The sequence below is a fragment of the Massilia sp. genome (assembly GCF_031995545.1).
Lineage (GTDB): Bacteria > Pseudomonadota > Gammaproteobacteria > Burkholderiales > Burkholderiaceae_D > Telluria.
Window position 1 is genome coordinate 80,101 of sequence record NZ_DAMAGA010000014.1, and the last position, 16,638, is coordinate 96,738.

The 16,638-nt window shown below is 63.9% G+C and carries 13 protein-coding genes; 9 read left to right on the top strand and 4 right to left on the bottom strand.

Annotation, left to right across the window (positions count from 1 at the left end):
* Positions 1-163 precede the first annotated feature (163 nt).
* The 3 genes from RTQ83_RS12475 to RTQ83_RS12485 all read left to right on the top strand — a co-directional run bounded on the left by RTQ83_RS12475 (position 164) and on the right by RTQ83_RS12485 (position 3,031).
* Complete coding sequence (locus RTQ83_RS12475; protein WP_312514836.1) at positions 164-811, top strand: response regulator; 648 nt, start codon at positions 164-166, stop codon at positions 809-811.
* A gap of 89 nt (positions 812-900) precedes the next feature.
* The gene (locus RTQ83_RS12480) at positions 901-2,007 is read left to right on the top strand and encodes an S-(hydroxymethyl)glutathione dehydrogenase/class III alcohol dehydrogenase (RefSeq protein ID WP_312514838.1); all 1,107 of its coding nucleotides are present in this window, start codon (positions 901-903) and stop codon (positions 2,005-2,007) included.
* Between the two features lie 178 nt (positions 2,008-2,185).
* The gene (locus RTQ83_RS12485) at positions 2,186-3,031 is read left to right on the top strand and encodes a hypothetical protein (RefSeq protein ID WP_312514840.1); all 846 of its coding nucleotides are present in this window, start codon (positions 2,186-2,188) and stop codon (positions 3,029-3,031) included.
* A 3-nt stretch (positions 3,032-3,034) separates the two neighbouring features.
* On the opposite strand, the gene RTQ83_RS12490 is transcribed toward RTQ83_RS12485, so the two are convergent.
* Both RTQ83_RS12490 and RTQ83_RS12495 read right to left on the bottom strand, forming a co-directional pair.
* Positions 3,035-4,546 carry an acetyl-CoA hydrolase/transferase family protein gene (locus tag RTQ83_RS12490; RefSeq protein WP_312514842.1) on the bottom strand — a complete coding sequence of 504 codons (1,512 nt, stop codon included), beginning with the start codon at positions 4,544-4,546 and terminating at the stop codon, positions 3,035-3,037.
* 11 nt (positions 4,547-4,557) lie between these two features.
* A complete protein-coding gene (locus tag RTQ83_RS12495) occupies positions 4,558-5,499 on the bottom strand; it encodes a bestrophin family protein (RefSeq protein WP_312514844.1) in 942 nt (313 codons plus the stop codon).
* Positions 5,500-5,661: 162 nt separating this feature from the next.
* On the opposite strand from RTQ83_RS12495, the gene hpaR reads away from it, so the two are divergent.
* From hpaR to RTQ83_RS12515, 4 genes are all read left to right on the top strand, one after another.
* Positions 5,662-6,171, top strand: coding sequence for a homoprotocatechuate degradation operon regulator HpaR (gene hpaR / locus RTQ83_RS12500; protein ID WP_312514846.1), 510 nt, complete (start codon positions 5,662-5,664; stop codon positions 6,169-6,171).
* Positions 6,172-6,381: 210 nt separating this feature from the next.
* A complete protein-coding gene (locus RTQ83_RS12505; protein WP_312514848.1) occupies positions 6,382-8,634 on the top strand; it encodes a trehalose-6-phosphate synthase in 2,253 nt (750 codons plus the stop codon).
* Positions 8,631-9,389, top strand: a complete 759-nt coding sequence (otsB, locus tag RTQ83_RS12510) for a trehalose-phosphatase (RefSeq protein WP_312514850.1) — start codon at positions 8,631-8,633, stop codon at positions 9,387-9,389. The genes RTQ83_RS12505 and otsB overlap by 4 nt, the downstream gene beginning before the upstream one ends.
* Before the next feature lie 11 nt (positions 9,390-9,400).
* Entirely contained in the window at positions 9,401-11,227 is a 1,827-nt protein-coding gene (locus tag RTQ83_RS12515) for a glycoside hydrolase family 15 protein (RefSeq protein WP_312514852.1), read from the top strand.
* A gap of 69 nt (positions 11,228-11,296) precedes the next feature.
* Here the strand turns inward: RTQ83_RS12515 and RTQ83_RS12520 are convergent, their stop codons facing one another.
* A complete protein-coding gene (locus tag RTQ83_RS12520; RefSeq protein ID WP_312514854.1) occupies positions 11,297-12,385 on the bottom strand; it encodes a S41 family peptidase in 1,089 nt (362 codons plus the stop codon).
* 327 nt (positions 12,386-12,712) lie between these two features.
* Positions 12,713-13,258: an SRPBCC family protein gene (locus tag RTQ83_RS12525; protein WP_312514856.1), complete on the bottom strand. Its 546-nt coding sequence runs from the start codon at positions 13,256-13,258 to the stop codon at positions 12,713-12,715.
* A 273-nt stretch (positions 13,259-13,531) separates the two neighbouring features.
* Between RTQ83_RS12525 and RTQ83_RS12530 the strand changes: the two genes are divergently transcribed.
* Positions 13,532-13,933 carry a GFA family protein gene (locus RTQ83_RS12530; protein WP_312514858.1) on the top strand — a complete coding sequence of 134 codons (402 nt, stop codon included), beginning with the start codon at positions 13,532-13,534 and terminating at the stop codon, positions 13,931-13,933.
* A 286-nt stretch (positions 13,934-14,219) separates the two neighbouring features.
* Entirely contained in the window at positions 14,220-16,532 is a 2,313-nt protein-coding gene (locus tag RTQ83_RS12535; protein ID WP_312514860.1) for a UvrD-helicase domain-containing protein, read from the top strand.
* Positions 16,533-16,638 lie beyond the last annotated feature (106 nt).

The window sequence follows — 16,638 nt, forward strand, 5'->3', positions numbered from 1 at the left end:
GCATTCGTCACGGCAACGCCAGCCCCGTTTTGCATCTGACAGACGGCCGTTCCCGATTGGCGCCGCATGGCAGGCACATGCTATATTTTTCGCGTGTTCCGCACGTGTCCGGCAACATCGCCGGCACGGCCGGCGCCATCGCATCATCCACCCAGGAGGCCGCATGAATCCGCCCACCACTTCCCGCCGCCTGGTCCTGATCGTCGACGACGACGCGCTGCTGCGCGAATACCTGGGCGAAGTGCTGCGCCACGCCGGCCACGATACGCTCGACGCCGGCACCTCGGCTCAGGCCCTGCGCGTGATCGAGGAACGCGGCGCCGACATCGCGCTGGTGCTGCTCGACATCGAGATGCCCGGCATGTCGGGCCTGGACCTGGCGCGCCTGCTGCGCGAAGAAAGCACGCTTCCCTTCATGTTCCTGTCCGCCAGCGACGACGCCGCCAGTTCGCGCGCCGCGGCCGACGCCGGCGCGGTCGGCTACGTCGTGAAGCCGGTGGACGCCGCGCGCCTGCTGCCGGCGTTCGAGGCGGCGCTGGCGCGCGGTGACGACATCCGGCGCCTGCAGCGCAGCGAAGCCAGCCTGACCTCGGCGCTGGCGGCCGGGCGCGAGACCAGCATCGCGGTCGGCATCCTGATGGCGCGCTTCCACATCGACCGCCATACCGCGTTCGATGCGATGCGCGACCAGGCCCGGTCGCAGCGGCGCAAGCTGGGCGACGTGGCCGAGCAGATCCTGACGGCGGAAGAGACGTTGAGCGCCATGCATCTGACCATCGGGGAGCGCATCCGGTGGCGTGGGCGTACGTGATTTTCTGAGCTTGCTATCATGTCACCCTTGCGACGCGCGCGCTGGTCAATACAGCAACGCGGATTATCATCAAGCAATAGGATTACGACATGAAAACCAAGGCAGCAATTGCATGGAAGGCGGGCCACCCGCTCACGATCGAAGAAGTCGAGCTGGAAGGCCCGAAGGCCGGCGAAGTGCTGGTCGAAGTCAAGGCCACCGGCATCTGCCACACCGATTACTACACCCTGTCGGGCGCCGATCCTGAAGGCATCTTCCCGGCCATCCTGGGCCACGAAGGCGCCGGCGTGGTGGTCGATGTCGGCCCGGGCGTGACCAGCCTGCGCAAGGACGACCACGTCATTCCGCTGTACACCCCGGAATGCCGCCAGTGCAAATTCTGCCTGTCGCAAAAGACCAACCTGTGCCAGGCGATCCGCTCGACCCAGGGCCGCGGCCTGATGCCCGACGCTACCTCGCGCTTCTCGATTGACGGCCAGCCGATCTACCACTACATGGGCACCTCGACCTTCTCGAACTACATCGTGGTTCCCGAGATCGCGCTGGCCAAGGTGCGCAATGATGCGCCGTTCGACAAGATCTGCTATATCGGTTGCGGCGTGACCACCGGCATCGGCGCCGTGATCTTCACCGCCAAGGTGGAAGCGGGCGCCAACGTGGTCGTGTTCGGCCTGGGCGGCATCGGCCTGAACGTGATCCAGGCGGCCAAGATGGTGGGCGCCGACAAGATCATCGGCGTCGACCTGAACCCGGAACGCGAAGCCATGGCGCGCAAGTTCGGCATGACCCATTTCATCAACCCGACCAAGGTCGAGAACGTGGTCGACAGCATTATCCAGCTGACCGACGGCGGCGCCGACTACTCGTTCGAGTGCGTCGGCAACGTCAACACCATGCGCCAGGCGCTGGAGTGCTGCCACAAGGGCTGGGGCCAGTCGATCATCATCGGCGTGGCGGCGGCGGGCCAGGAAATCTCGACCCGTCCGTTCCAGCTGGTGACCGGGCGCGAGTGGAAGGGGTCGGCGTTCGGCGGCGCGCGCGGCCGTACCGACGTGCCGAAGATCGTGGATTGGTATATGGAAAACAAGATCAATATCGATGATCTGATTACCCATCATCTGCCGCTGGATCGGATCAATGAAGGCTTCGATCTGATGAAGTCGGGCGAGTCGATCCGGTCGGTGGTGGTCTACTAACTCGGAACGTAAAACGGAAGCGTCGCTCGCGGCGCTTCCTCCGTTTCACCCGGCTACTCCGCATTTTCTACCGTCCGTCGCACCCCGCTGGTCCCCCATCCCCGCTTTCCCTACAGTGCTTCCATCGGCAGCGCCGCCTGCCCAACCAGCCGCCGCAACGGCGCAAGGAGGAAAGCCCATGTCCCGCACCCGTCCATCCATCTGGAAACTGGCCCTGCCGATGCTCGGCCTGGCTACCAGCGCCGCGCTGGCCACGTTCACCATCCCGGCCCAGGCCGCAGGCGAGGGCGCACGCGTCACGCGGGTGGCGGCCGCGAGCGAACCGTATGCGCTGGTGCGGTCCGACGGCAAGGGCTTCAACATCAGCGGCAGCAGCGACGACTGGGACGACGTGCGCGCCGCCCAGCGTAGCATCAAGGGCGAATTCATCTGGTTCCGCGAGGGCAGCCGTGCATACGTGATCCAGGCCCCCGAGGTGATGGCCAGGGCGCGCGCCGCCTGGGCGCCGCTCGACCGCCTGGGCGCGCAGATGGATGGCTACGGCAAGGAAATGGACGTCCACAGCAAGAAGATGGATGCCCTCGGCCGCGACATGGACCGCGCCAGCGCCGGCATGCAGGCATTGCCGAAGCAGGGCGACATGGACGGCGTCGAGGACGGCATGGAAGCACTCGGCCGCAAGATGGATGCGCTGGGCCGCAAGATGGCGGTCACGCGCGACGACGCCGAACGCGAGCGCATCGGGCGCGAGATGGAAGACACCGGCGCGCGCATGCAGGCGGCCGGCCGGCGCATCGAGCAGGCCTATGACGCGCCGCAGGTGCGCCAGGCCCAGGCATCGATGAAGGAGATCGGCGAGCAGATGAAGCAGGCCGGCCAGCCGATGGATGCGGTCGGCAAGAAGATGGGCGCGCTCGGTAAGGAGATGGAGCGCGAAAGCAAGGCCGCCGACCGCAGCGTGCGCGCCCTGATCCGCGACGCGCATGCGAAAGGGCTGGCGCGCCCGGCGCCTGGCGTCAGCTAAGGTTTATTCCGGCAGCATCGAACCGGTATCCCGGTAGCGCACGTGCCACGAGAACGCCTTCTCAAGCACGTGCGGCGTCTGCCCGCCGCCGCGTTTGGCTTCGTCGACATAGGCGCGCAGCATGCCTTTATACGGCTCGGCCACGCAATGCTCGATGATACGCTCGGCCCGCTCGCGCGGCGCCAGCCCGCGCAGGTCGGCCAGGCCGATCTCGGTCACCACGATGTCGACGTCGTGCTCGGTATGGTCGACGTGCGACACCATCGGCACGATGCTCGAGATCTTGCCGCCCTTGGCCGTGGACTTGGTGGCGAACACCGATAAATAAGCGTTGCGCGCGAAGTCGCCCGAGCCGCCGATACCGTTCATCATGTGCGTGCCCAGCACGTGGGTCGAGTTGACGTTGCCGTAGATATCGAACTCGAGCGCGGTGTTGATGGCGATGATGCCCAGCCGCCGGATCACTTCCGGATGGTTGCTCACCTCTTGCGGGCGCAGCACCAGGCGGTCCTTGTAGCGCTCCAGTTCGCCGAACACCTGCTTGCCCTTGTCTTCGGACAGCGTGATCGACGAGCCCGAGGCGAAGTCGAGCTTGCCCGCGTCGAACAGGTCGAAGGTCGAATCCTGCAGCACTTCCGAGTACATGCTCAAGCCGCTGAACGGTCCGTCGATCAGGCCGCTCACCACGGCATTGGCGATGGTGCCGATGCCGGCCTGGATCGGCATCAGGCGTTCGGTCAGGCGCCCGGCAGCGATCTCGCTGTTGAAGAAGTCGATCAGGTGGCCGGCGATGGCCGCGGTCTCGTCGTCCGGCGGCAGGATGGTCGAGGCGCTGTCGCATTTCTCGGTCAGCACGATGGCGACGATTTTTTCCGGCGGGATGTCGATGGTGCGGGTGCCGATGCGGTCGCTCACGTTCATCAAGGGCATCGGTTCGCGCGCCGGGCGGTGCTTGGGGATGAATATGTCGTGCAGGCCTTCCAGTGCCGGCGACTGGCTCAGGTTGATCTCGACGATCACCTTCTCGGCCAGGATCGCGAAGCTGGCGCTGTTGCCGACCGAGGTGGTGGGCACGATGGCGCCGTCTTCCGTGATGGCGATCGCTTCCACGATGGCGACGTCGACCGGCGCGATCTGGCGCGTGCGCAGCAATTCGACCGTCTCGGACAGATGCTGGTCGATGAACATCACTTCGCCGGCATTGATCGCACGGCGCAACTTGGGATCGGCCTGGAACGGCATGCGCCGCGCCAGCACGCCGGACTCGGCCAGCGTGGCATCGATATCGCTTCCTAACGAGGCGCCGGTGATCAGGGTGATGCTCAGCGGATCGCTCCGCGCGCGTTCGGCCAGCGCCAGCGGCACCGCCTTGGCGTCGCCGGCGCGGGTGAAGCCGCTCATGCCGACGGTCATGCCGTCATGGATCCATTCGGCGGCCGCGGCCGGCGTGGTAATGCGTTCGCGCAGCGCGGGCAGGCGGATGCGCTCGTGGGCAAGCTGGTGATCCTGGTGCATGGTTCCCTTGTTTAGGTCAGGCAATAGTCAACCGGCGCCAGCGGCGGCGGCACTTCCTCGGCGCGCAGCGCGCTCAGCAAATCAATTTCGATGGCGCGGCACATCGCGTCCAGCGGCAGGTCGTTCGGTTCCAGGCCGAACGGTTCTTCCAGCTCGTCGCCCAGCGCATCGAGGCCGAAGAAGGTGTAGGCCACGATCGCCACCACGAACGGCGTCATGAAGCCGATCGAATCGACCAGGCCGAACGGCAGCAGGAAGCAATAAATGTAGGCGGTGCGGTGCAGCAGCAGCGTGTACGAATACGGAATCGGCGTATTCTTGATGCGCTCGCACGAGGCGGCGGCGGCAGTGAAGGCCGACATCGTGTTGTCGATGTTCGCCGCCAGGCACGGCGCGATGCGTTGTTCGCGCAGGCAGCGCTGCAGGTCGGCGCCCATCTCCAGCATCAGGAAGTCAGGCTTGTTGGCGGCGCGCTGCATCGCGTCGTATTCGGCCGGCAGCAGCTGCGCGGCGATGCCGGCATCGGTCGGCTGGTTGCGCAGGCAGTCGCGCAGCACGTGCACGAACGCGATCGCGCGCCGGATCATGCGCACCCGCGTATCCTGCAAACCATTGCTGGCCAAAGCAGGCTGGGAATCTTCGATCAGCCCGGTACACTGGCGCCCGAAGTTACGGCAGCGCAGCACCAGCTCGCCCCACAGCTTGCGGCCTTCCCAGAAGCGGTCGTAGGCCGAGTTGTTGCGAAAACCGAGGAAGATCGAGATCGGCAGGCCGATCAGTGTAAAGGGGATGGTGGTGAGCGTGATCTTGAGGTCCCACAGGTCGCCGTGCGACCAGGTAACGAAAGTGGCGACCGCGATATTGACCAGCAGGGCGGGCAAGATGCGCGGCAGGACCGAACCACGCAACAGAAGGAACAACTTGAGCCCGGAGGGGCGCTCTCGGATAATCACGCTGAAATATGCGCTGGACGCGCATTCACAAGTTAATGAATGAAGCTGAGCGACAGCGTGTAGCAGCTGCCATTACCGCAGTAAATCACTAATATATTAACCAGTCAAGCTGTCTTTACTGATGGCAACGCTCATCATACAGTTCCTTTTCACGGAGAAGTCTTGGCCCGCCGTATCACCCACCACAATCTGCCGCAGGTATTCCTGAAGGCGCGCGACGCCCTGATGTCGCATTTCCGCCCGATCCTCAACCATTTCGGTGTGACCGAACAGCAGTGGCGCATCCTGCGCGTGCTGGACGAACACGGCCAGCTCGAGCCACGCGTGATGTGCGAGCTGTGCCAGATCCTCAGCCCCAGCATGACCGGCGTGCTGTCGCGCATGGAAGACCTCGGCCTGATCGAGCGCGAGCGCGTGGTCAGCGACCAGCGCCGCGTGCTGGTGCGCCTGGCTGCCAAGGGCGACCGCCTGATCGATGAGATCGCGCCGCTGATCGAGCGCCAGTACGTGCTGATCGAGCAGGCCTACGGCAAGCAGCTGGTGGATGACCTGGCCACGGCGATGGATGGCTTCATCCGGGCTCAGGAGAAACCGGTGGAGCGGGTGGAATTGCCGGCCAACGCGCTGGTGGTAACCAGCCGCCGGCCGCAGCCGCCGGTCGACGAGGACTGAATCCGCACTCAGCTGGCGCATCCAGCAGGACGCCGGCTTCTTCAATACTCGCGTATCGTGTTGATAACTGCCGTGTTCGGCGGGGATCGCACATGCAACACACTTCTTTTTTCACGATGTTGCCGCGCACAATAGTGCAATTTCAACAATATTTTTTGTGCAAAGATATAATGGACTGATCGACACAATCGTCGCTACATAAGGATTTACATGCAGTTGAAATCGGCAAAATTATCGTTGCGCTTTCTGCTTCCACTGGCCTGCGTACTGATCCTGTTCGGCGCCATTGCGATTCCTTATCTGGAAAGCGCCATCGAACGCTGGTTCGTACGCGACCTCGACATGCGGGCGCGACTGGTCTCCACCACGCTCGAGCAGCCGCTGCTGAACTACCTCGACGAGCAGTCTCCCCAACGTATCACCGACATGTTCGACCGCGCGATCCAGGACGAGCGCCTGTTCGCGCTGGCTTTCTGTACGCCCGATGGCCAACTGGCTTACAAGACCGCGACCTATCCGGCCTCGCTCGGCTGCCGCCAGGGCAGCGGCGACGACGCCAATCCGGTCGAGCGACTGCCGCAGGGGCCGGTCCACGTGTCGGTCAAGACGCTGAACCAGAACGGCGCCGTGGCCGGGCGCCTGATCCTGGTGCACGACATGAGCTTCATCGAGCGCCGCAGCGCCAACACCAAGAAATACATCATCGGCCTGTTCGCGCTGCTGGCGGTCGCGGTATCGGCGATTACCATCCTGGTCGCGCACATGAGCTGGCGCGGCTGGATCGACAGCGTGCGCGAGATGCTGCGCGGCGAACTGCTGTTCCGCTCGGGCAGGCGCGCGCCGCCGCCCGAGATGGCGCCGCTGGCCAGCGACCTGCGCAGCCTGCTATACGAATACCACCGCGAGCAGAAAGAGGCCGGTGCGGTCGACGGCCGCACCTGGAATCCCGACACCCTCAAATCGCTGCTGCAGCGCGACTTGGCCGGCGACCAGATCCTGGTGGTGTCGAACCGCGAACCATACATCCACGTCGCCACGCCAGACGGGGTCAAGGTGCAGCGCCCGGCCAGCGGCCTGGTCACCGCGGTGGAAGCCGTGATGCGCGCCTGCTCCGGCACCTGGATCGCGCACGGCGCCGGCTCGGCCGACCGCGCCACCGTCGACCAGGAAGACCACGTGCCGGTGCCGCCCGACAATCCGAGCTACACGCTGCGCCGCGTCTGGCTGTCGAAAGAAGAAGAAGCCGGCTACTACTACGGCTTCGCCAACGAAGGCCTGTGGCCGCTGTGCCATATCGCCCACGTGCGGCCGGTATTCCGCTCGTCCGACTGGGCCGAGTACGTCAAGGTCAACCAGCGCTTCGCCGACGCCGTGATCCGCGAAGCCCACTCGGACAACCCGGTGGTGCTGATCCAGGATTACCACTTCGCGCTGCTGCCGCGCATGATCCGCGCCGTGTTGCCGAAGGCGACCATCATCACCTTCTGGCACATCCCGTGGCCGAATCCGGAATCGTTCGGTATCTGCCCATGGCGCGAAGAAATCCTGGACGGCATGCTGGGCAGTACGATCCTCGGCTTCCATACGCCGTTCCACCGCAAGAACTTCCTCGACACGGTCGACCGCTACCTGGAAACCCGGATCGAGACCGAAGCCTCGACCGTCAGCTATGGCGGCCAGCTGACCCAGGTCGAGCACTACCCGATCTCGATCGCGTGGCCGGAACCGGTGCCGGGCGAACCGGACCCGGCCGCCAGCCGCGCGCAGATCCGCCATGCGCTGGGCTTGCCGGAAGACCACCTGCTGGGCATCGGCGTCGACCGTTTCGACTACACCAAGGGCATCGTCGAACGCTTCCAGGCGGTCGAGCGCATGCTCGAGCTGCATCCGGAAATGGTCGGCAAGTTCACCTTCGTGCAGATCGCGGCGCCGACCCGTTCTTCGCTCGACGAATACCAGAACTTCGAGGCGCGCGTGCGCGCCCTGGTGCAGCGCATCAACCAGCGCTTCTCTAGCGGCAGCTACCAGCCGATCGTGCTCAAGGCCGAGCACCATGGCCAGGACCAGCTGCGCACCTACTTCCGCGCCGCCGAGGTGTGCAGCGTGACCAGCCTGCATGACGGCATGAACCTGGTGGCCAAGGAATTCATCGCCGCCCGCGACGACGAGCAGGGCGTGCTGATCCTGAGCCAGTTCACCGGCGCCGCGCGCGAGCTGCACGAAGCGCTGATCGTCAACCCGTACCACATCGAGCAGGGCGCCGAGGAACTGTATCGCGCGCTCACCATGCCGGACGTCGAGCAGCGCGAACGGATGCGCAGCATGCGCAGCCGGGTGCGCGACTTCAACGTGTATCGCTGGGCCGGCCGCATGCTGCAGGACGCGGCGCGCCTGCGCCAGCGCGAGCGCGTGATGTCCAAGATTGGCAAGCTCAGCAAGGACGGGCTCGGGAGGCCGACATGAGCCCCGTCGACTGCACCATCGATGAGCTGGCCGGCTTCCTGGGCGCGCCCGACTGTGCGCTGTTCCTCGATTTCGACGGCACCCTGGTCGACATCGCGCCGCATCCGGACCAGGTGGTGGTCGAGCCCGGCATGCTGGCGGCGCTGACTGCTTTGCAGCAGCGCCTGCAGGGCCGGCTGGCAGTGGTCTCGGGCCGCCCGATTGCCGAACTCGACCGGATGCTGGCGCCGCTGGTGCTGCCGGCGGCGGGCGTGCACGGCATGGAGCGTCGCGCTCCGGGTGGCGCCATCGAGCGCCTGCCGGCACCCGATTTCACGGGTGTGCGCGCTGCGGCGCAAGCACTGGCGGAACTTCACCCCGGCTTGTGGGTCGAGGAAAAATATGGTGCACTGGCATTGCACTATCGCCAGGCGCCGCAGCTGGAAGACGCCTGCCGTACGGCGATCGCTGCCGTCGTGGAAGGCAATCCCGATCTGCTGGTGATGCCGGGCAAGATGATCGTCGAGGTCAAGGCCGCCGGCATCGGCAAGGGCACCGCGATCCGCGACCTCATGGCGCAGGCGCCGTTCGCCGGCCACCAACCCGTGTTCGCCGGCGACGACACCACCGACGAGGCCGGTTTCGAATATCTGCAAGGCATCGGCGGCGTCGGCGTCAAGATCGGGCCGGGTCCGAGCGCGGCGCGCTACCGTATCGCGTCGGCGGCCGACCTGCGCGCGGCGCTGGCGCTGGCCGCCGCCATGCCAACCACCTGAAAGGATTCAGCATGAACGATGTCTCCCGCAAGCCTGCAGCACAGGAACACCAGGAAACGCCGAACTCGCTCGATTGCGGCGTGATCGGCAACTGCGCCTTCAGCGCCATGATCGACAAGATGGGGCGCCTGGTCTGGTGCTGCCTGCCGCGCTTCGACGGCGACCCGGTGTTCAACGCCTTGCTCGACCCGAGCGCCAACGGCAGCCTGTGGAGCATCGAGATCGAAGACTTCGCGCGCAGCGAGCAGGTTTATGAACCGAACACTGCGGTGCTGCGCACGCGCCTGTATGACGCCGCCGGCAACGGCGTCGAACTCACCGACTTCGCGCCGCGCTTCCTCAGCCGCGACCGCATGTTCCGCCCGCTGATGCTGGTGCGCCGCGTGCGTCCGATCGGCAGCGGGGTGCGCGTGCGCGTGAAACTGCGCCCGCGTTTCGAGTACGGCGCCAGGCTGCCGACCATCACCCAGGGCAGCCACCACATCCGCTACGTCGGGCCGACCCAGACCCTGCGCCTGAACACCGACGCTTCGCTCGACTATGTGCTGTCGGAATCGTTCTTCCTGCTCGACCGGCCGCTCGACTTCATGCTGGGCCCGGACGAAACGCTCAACGGCGGCATCGAAGAAACCGCGCACCGCTTCGAGAAGGACACCATCGCCTACTGGCGCACCTGGTCGCGCCGCCTGGCGCTGCCGCTCGAATGGCAGGACGTGGTGATCCGCGCCGCGATCACCCTCAAAATGTCGCTGTATGAAGACACCGGCGCCATCATCGCCGCCATGACCACCAGCGTGCCGGAAGCGCCGGGAAGCGAGCGCAACTGGGACTACCGCTATTGCTGGCTGCGCGACGCCTTCTTCGTGATCCGCGCGCTGAACAGCCTGTCCGAAGTCGGCACCATGGAAGACTATCTGCGCTGGCTGAGCAATGTGGTGGCGCGCGCCAAGGGCGGCCACATCCAGCCGCTGTACGGCATCGGGCTGGAAGAGCAGTTGCCGGAGTCGATCGTCGAGCACTTGCCCGGCTACCGCAACAACGGCCCGGTGCGGATCGGCAACCAGGCGCAGGAACACTTCCAGCACGACGTGTACGGCAATATCGTGCTCGGCGCGGCGCAGGCCTTCTTCGACCACCGCCTGTTCCGGCGCGCAGGCCTGGCCGAATTCGCGCAGCTGGAAGCGGTCGGCGAGCAAGCCTGGCGTGTGCATGCCGAACCGGATGCCGGCATGTGGGAACTGCGCACCCGCGCCCGCGTGCACACCTCGTCGGTGCTGATGAACTGGGCCGCCTGCGACCGCCTGGCCAAGATCGCCGCCGAGCTCGAGCTGCCGGAACGTGCCGGCTACTGGGGCGAGCGCGCCGAGATCATCCGCAATCGTTTGCTGGAAGAGTCCTGGAGCGAAGAGCGCCAGGCCTTTGCCGAAAGCCTCGGCGGGCGCGACCTTGATGCCAGCGTGCTGCTGATGGCAGAGATCAATTTCATCGACCCGAAAGATCCGCGCTTCGTCGCCACCGTCGATGCGCTGGAAAAATCCTTGTGCGACGGCCCGTACATGCGCCGCTATGAGGCGCCGGACGATTTCGGCAAGCCGGAGACCGCCTTCAATATCTGCACTTTCTGGCGCATCGACGCGCTGGCGCGCATTGGGCGCGAGAAGGAAGCGCGCGAAGTGTTCGAGGCGATGCTGGCGGCGCGCAACCACCTGGGACTGCTGTCGGAAGATACCCATCCGGTCACCGGCGAGATGTGGGGCAATTTCCCGCAGACCTATTCGATGGTGGGCCTGATCAATTGCGCGATGCGGCTGTCGAAGTCGTGGAATAGCGTGGTGTGAAGCCGCGCGCCGGGCCGGCCGGAGGATGGCCGGCAAGTTCCGGGCGCGGCGCCAGACAATGCCGCGGCGTCAGTGTCCTGCGGCGGCAAGCACAGCGGGTTTCTGAAGCCGGCGCAGCAGCACATCCTCGGCCACTGCCATCGCATTGTCCGGCGCCGTTGCGATATCCGGAATCACCCCCACGCCTTCCCAGTTGGAACCGGTAATCGGACTGATCGAGCGGCGAGACGGTATCGCGGCAGCAAAGTGGTCGCTGAGACGAAAGCCGCGGGTGGGATGGGCGCCGCCCCAGGTCTCTTCGCCAACGATCGTGGCGCGCTTGAGCGCCTGCATCGTATAGGCGAAGTCTTCACCGGCGGACATCGTCTCGCGGCTGACCAGGATGACGACAGGCTTCCTGCTGCCATAGCGCTTGCCTTCGAGTCGGTCGACCGTCCACTGCTGGATGGTGGCGCCGGTCGTACGATCCCAGAGATCGTTGACACGTGTGCGTTCATCGACGAAATAACTGACCAGCAAGGCGACCGTTTGCGGGCTGCCGCCGCGGTGATCGCGCAAGTCGATGATGAGGCGGTCGGTGTCGGCGATCTCGTCCATCACTGTCGCGTATCTTTCCGTCATGATGAAATCGGGCGGAAAGTCCGTCAGTTTCAGGTAACCAATGTTGTGATCGAGGTGATCGACATCCGGCGTACCTACTTTCCCCATCAGGAGGCCAAGCTCCAGGAGCATGCGTCTGGAGAACGGGGTGCGTCGTTCCCACTCCGCTTTCGATGCCGGTGGAGGCGGGATGTCACGGTCGTAGGGAACGGGAGTGGCGCTGGAGCGAACTGCCATATGCAGGTCACGGGTGACGCCGTGCAGATCGATCGTGAGTTGATGGGCAAACTGCAGGCCGTCCGTGATCTGGTCGTATCTGCCGTCTTTCAGGTGCTGACGCAACAGCGTTTCGATTTGTTTGGCCTTATCGGGAAAGACATAGTGCTCGTTCAGCTTCGCGATCAGCGTCTCGACCACTTCCTTGCGCGTCGGTTTGTCGATGACGATTTCAGGTTTCGGCATATTTCTCTGGATGAAAGGAATCCAGATGTCGATCGTGTAGATCGCGCAGCACAACGTTAGTACCAAAGACGGTATGACAATCCATTTCTTTTTCATTGTTTTCCTTTGATTGTGGTACGCGATTATTCATGCTTGGCAGATATTGCGCGAAACGTTCACTTCATCAATGAGGCAACAAACTAAATGAAGACTAGCATATTTATTTCTACGTAATAGCAATATTATCTACTTTGTAGATGCAATATTCATGGTGTATGGAAAGGCCCGATCTTGTAGAGAGACTCGCTACGAGCCATTATCAAACGCTGCCCGTAATAAAAAAAGGGTTACAGCCTGAGGCATGTAACCCTTTCGATTGCGATGCGATCCCGGTGTTGGCGCCGATCCGGGATGGCCGGCTTTCAGCCGGCCGGGTGCGACCGATCAGTGCTGATCGATCTTGCCGCGCCAGGCGCCGGTTTCGCTACCGCGTTTTTCCAGCAGTTCCTTGAAGTTCGACAGGTTCGAACGCGCTTCCATGCGCACTGCGCCCAAGGCGTCGCCCAGCGATTCCAGCGCGCCTTCCGGCTCGTAGTCCATCTGCAGCGCGATGCGGGTCACGGTATCGGAGATCTTGTGGAAGGTGACAACGCCGCCGTTCTTGACGCCGGTGACGCTGCGCCATGCGATGCGGTTGTCAGGAATCTGCTCGGTGATTTCGGCATCCCATTCCTTGTCTTCGCCGGCCACGTTGGCTTTCCAGTGCAGGTGCTTGTCGTCCAGCTGGCGGATTTCCTTGACGCTCTTCATGAACTGCGGGAAGTCTTCGAACTGGGTGAACTGGTTGTACGCGGTGCGCACCGGGACATTGACTTCGATCGTTTCGACGATCGACGAGCTGGCGCCAAAGCCACGGGTTCCTTTAAATTTTTTCGACAGCAGCACGCCGCCATAGGCCAGTGCGGCCACGGTAATTACTCGACTCAGCATATTCGTTCTCCTTGGGTGGATGTCGCGCCGCATGCTTGAAACTTACCGGCCCGTCCAGTGCATGCGGATGGTGCGACTCGATCAGTGCTCGATACGACGGGCCCCGCGATCTGTCGCGAATCTGTCATTAAAATAAGCGAAAAGACAATGAAGCGGCGCGCGAAAGGATGGGATTTCCGCGCTGCAGCATTAGCGGCCTGAGCGCAATGTGGTGAGGGGTTTCAGGCGATTCCACGATGCAATCAAAGACGATCGGAGAACGAGGAGAATGCGATGAAATTGCAGGGAGGATGTTTTTGCGGTGCCGTGCGTTACGAGACCGAAGGCGAGCCTTTCAACAGCACGCTGTGCCATTGCACGGATTGCCGCAAGACCTCGGGCGCACCGGCACTGGCCTGGTTCAGCGTCATGCGAAGCGCGCTGCGCTGGATCAGTGCCGAGCCGCAGCTGTTCCGTTCCAGCGCGCATGCGTTGCGTGGGTTTTGTCCGTCGTGCGGCGCCAGCCTGGCTTTCCTGGATGAAGACTGGCCGGAGGAAATCGATATCGCCACTGCCAGCCTGGACGATCCGGAGCAGGCGGCGCCGCGCGACCATACTTTTGTTCACAGCCGCCTGAGCTGGATGAACTTGCGCGACGGCTTGCCCGAATACCAGCGCACACGCAGCGAAGGGTAGCGTTGGCGGCTTCGCCGCCGACGCGTCGATTGTTGGCGGTGCCGATCTCGCGCCGGATGATCTTGCTTTCAACCATCACCGCGTCGGCGGCATAGCCGCCAACCCTACGGCGCGAACACTTCATTCAGCATCGACGCGTCGGAGGGCGGCCAGATCGCCTTCTCCAACTTCAGCATTCGCGGACGGGGGCGGTGTGAGCTAGACTGGGAGCGAGACCCGTGGTGGCGCGGCACAGCTTGACGTGAACTGGATGGGCATACAGTAGGCCCGGCGGTATAATGGCCGGATGCAGAATCTCCTCCATAACCTCAATCCCGAACAGCTCGCCGCCGTCACCCTGCCGTCGCAGAGCGCCCTGATCCTGGCCGGCGCCGGTTCCGGCAAGACGCGCGTACTGACCACGCGCATCGCCTGGCTGATCCAGACCAACCAGGTGTCGCCTGCCGGCATCATGGCGGTGACGTTCACGAACAAGGCGGCGAAGGAGATGCTGACCCGTCTGTCGGCGATGCTGCCGGTAAATACGCGCGGCATGTGGATCGGTACCTTCCACGGCCTGTGCAACCGCCTGCTGCGCACCCATTACCGCGACGCCGCACTGCCGCAGACGTTCCAGATCCTGGATTCGCAAGACCAGATCTCGCTGATCAAGCGCATGCTCAAGGCGCACAACGTCGACGATGAAAAATATCCGGCCAAGAACCTGATGTATTTCATCAATAACGCCAAGGACCAGGGCATGCGCGCCGGGCAGCTCGAGGCGCACGATCCGATCGAGCGTCGCATGGTCGAGCTGTATGAACTGTACGACCAGCAATGCCAGCGCGAAGGCGTGGTCGATTTCGCCGAGCTGCTGCTGCGCTCGTACGAACTGCTGGCGCGCAACGCGCCGTTGCGCCACCACTACCAGATGCGCTTCCGCCACATCCTGGTCGACGAGTTCCAGGATACCAATGACCTGCAATACAACCTGCTGAAGCTGCTGGCCGGGCAGGGCGAAGAGGGCGGCGGCGCCATCTTCGCGGTGGGTGACGACGACCAGAGCATCTACGCCTTCCGCGGCGCGAATGTCGGCAATATGTCGGCCTTCGAGCGCGACTACCAGGTCAAGAACCTGATCAAGCTCGAGCAGAACTACCGCTCGCACGGTCACATCCTCGATAGCGCCAACGTGCTGATCTCGAACAACGCCAAGCGCCTGGGCAAGAACCTGCGCACCGACGCCGGCCAGGGCGAGCAGGTGCGGGTGTACGAAGCCTCGTCCGACCTCGAAGAAGCGCAGTGGATCATCGAGGAAGCCAAGAGCCTGATCAAGGACGGCTTCACGCGCAACGAGATCGCGATCCTGTACCGCTCGAATGCCCAGAGCCGGGTGATCGAGCACGCGCTGTTCGCGGCCGGCCTGCCGTACACCGTGTACGGCGGCCTGCGCTACTTCCAGCGCGCCGAGGTCAAGCACGCGATCGCCTACCTGCAGCTGATGGACAACCCGCACAACGATTCGGCCTTCCTGCGCGTGGTGAACTTCCCGACGCGCGGCATCGGCGTGCGCACCATCGAGCAACTGCAGATGGCGGCCGACAGCTATGGCATCTCGCTGTACGCGGCAGTGCCGTACATGACTGGCAAGGCCGGCACCTCGCTGGGCGGCTTCGTGAAACTGATCGAAAGCGCGCGCTTCGAGACCCAGCAATTGCCGCTGCCGGAACTGGTGCGCGTGGTGCTGGAGCGCAGTACGCTGCTGAGCCATTACGCCAACGAAAAAGAAGGCGCCGACCGCATCGAGAACCTGGAGCAGATGGTCAACGCCGCCACCCAGTTCGTGCAGGAAGAAGGTTTCGGCACCCAGGCCCCGGCCCATCTCGGACCGCCGGCCCTGCCACAGGCGGGCGACGCGCTGCTCGACGCCGACGGCATCGAGGTGATCGATGGCGGTGCTCCGCTGCCGTCGGTGATGTCGCCGCTGTCGGCCTTCCTGTCGCATGCCTCGCTGGAAGCGGGCGACGCCCAGGCCCAGGCCGGGCAGGAAGCGCTGCAGCTGATGACGGTGCACTCGGCCAAGGGTCTGGAATTCGACGCGGTGTTCATCACCGGGCTGGAAGAAGGCCTGTTCCCGCACGAAAGCAGCTCGCGCGAACTCGATGGCGTGGATGAAGAGCGGCGCCTGATGTACGTGGCGATCACGCGCGCGCGCCGTCGTTTATATATGAGCTTTACCCAGCAGCGCATGCTGCACGGCCAGACCCGCTTCAACATGAAGTCGCGCTTCTTCGACGAGCTGCCGGAAGAATCGCTGAAGTGGCTGTCGCCGCGCGTGCAGAGCAACTGGTTCGCCGGCCGAAAGTCGACCACGGCCTGGGATGATGCGCAATTCCGCGAAGGCAGCGACAACAAGATCGCGCAGCAGATCACGCAGAAGTCGGGCGGCGGCAGCGGCTGGCGCGTGGGCGAGACGGTGGCGCATGCCAAGTTCGGCGAAGGCGTGATCGTGAATATCGAAGGCGGGGCCGGTGCGGCGCGCGCGCAGATCAATTTCGGCGCGGCGGGGATGAAGGTGCTGGATCTGTCGATCGCGAAGCTGGAGCGGGTCGGACGTTAAAGCGGGCGTTAAACATCGTTTGCCCTTCAACACCGTCATTCATTCGTTACCCTTAAAACCGTCATCGCTGCCAGTGGCAGGGATGACGGTTTTGAGTGTAACTTAC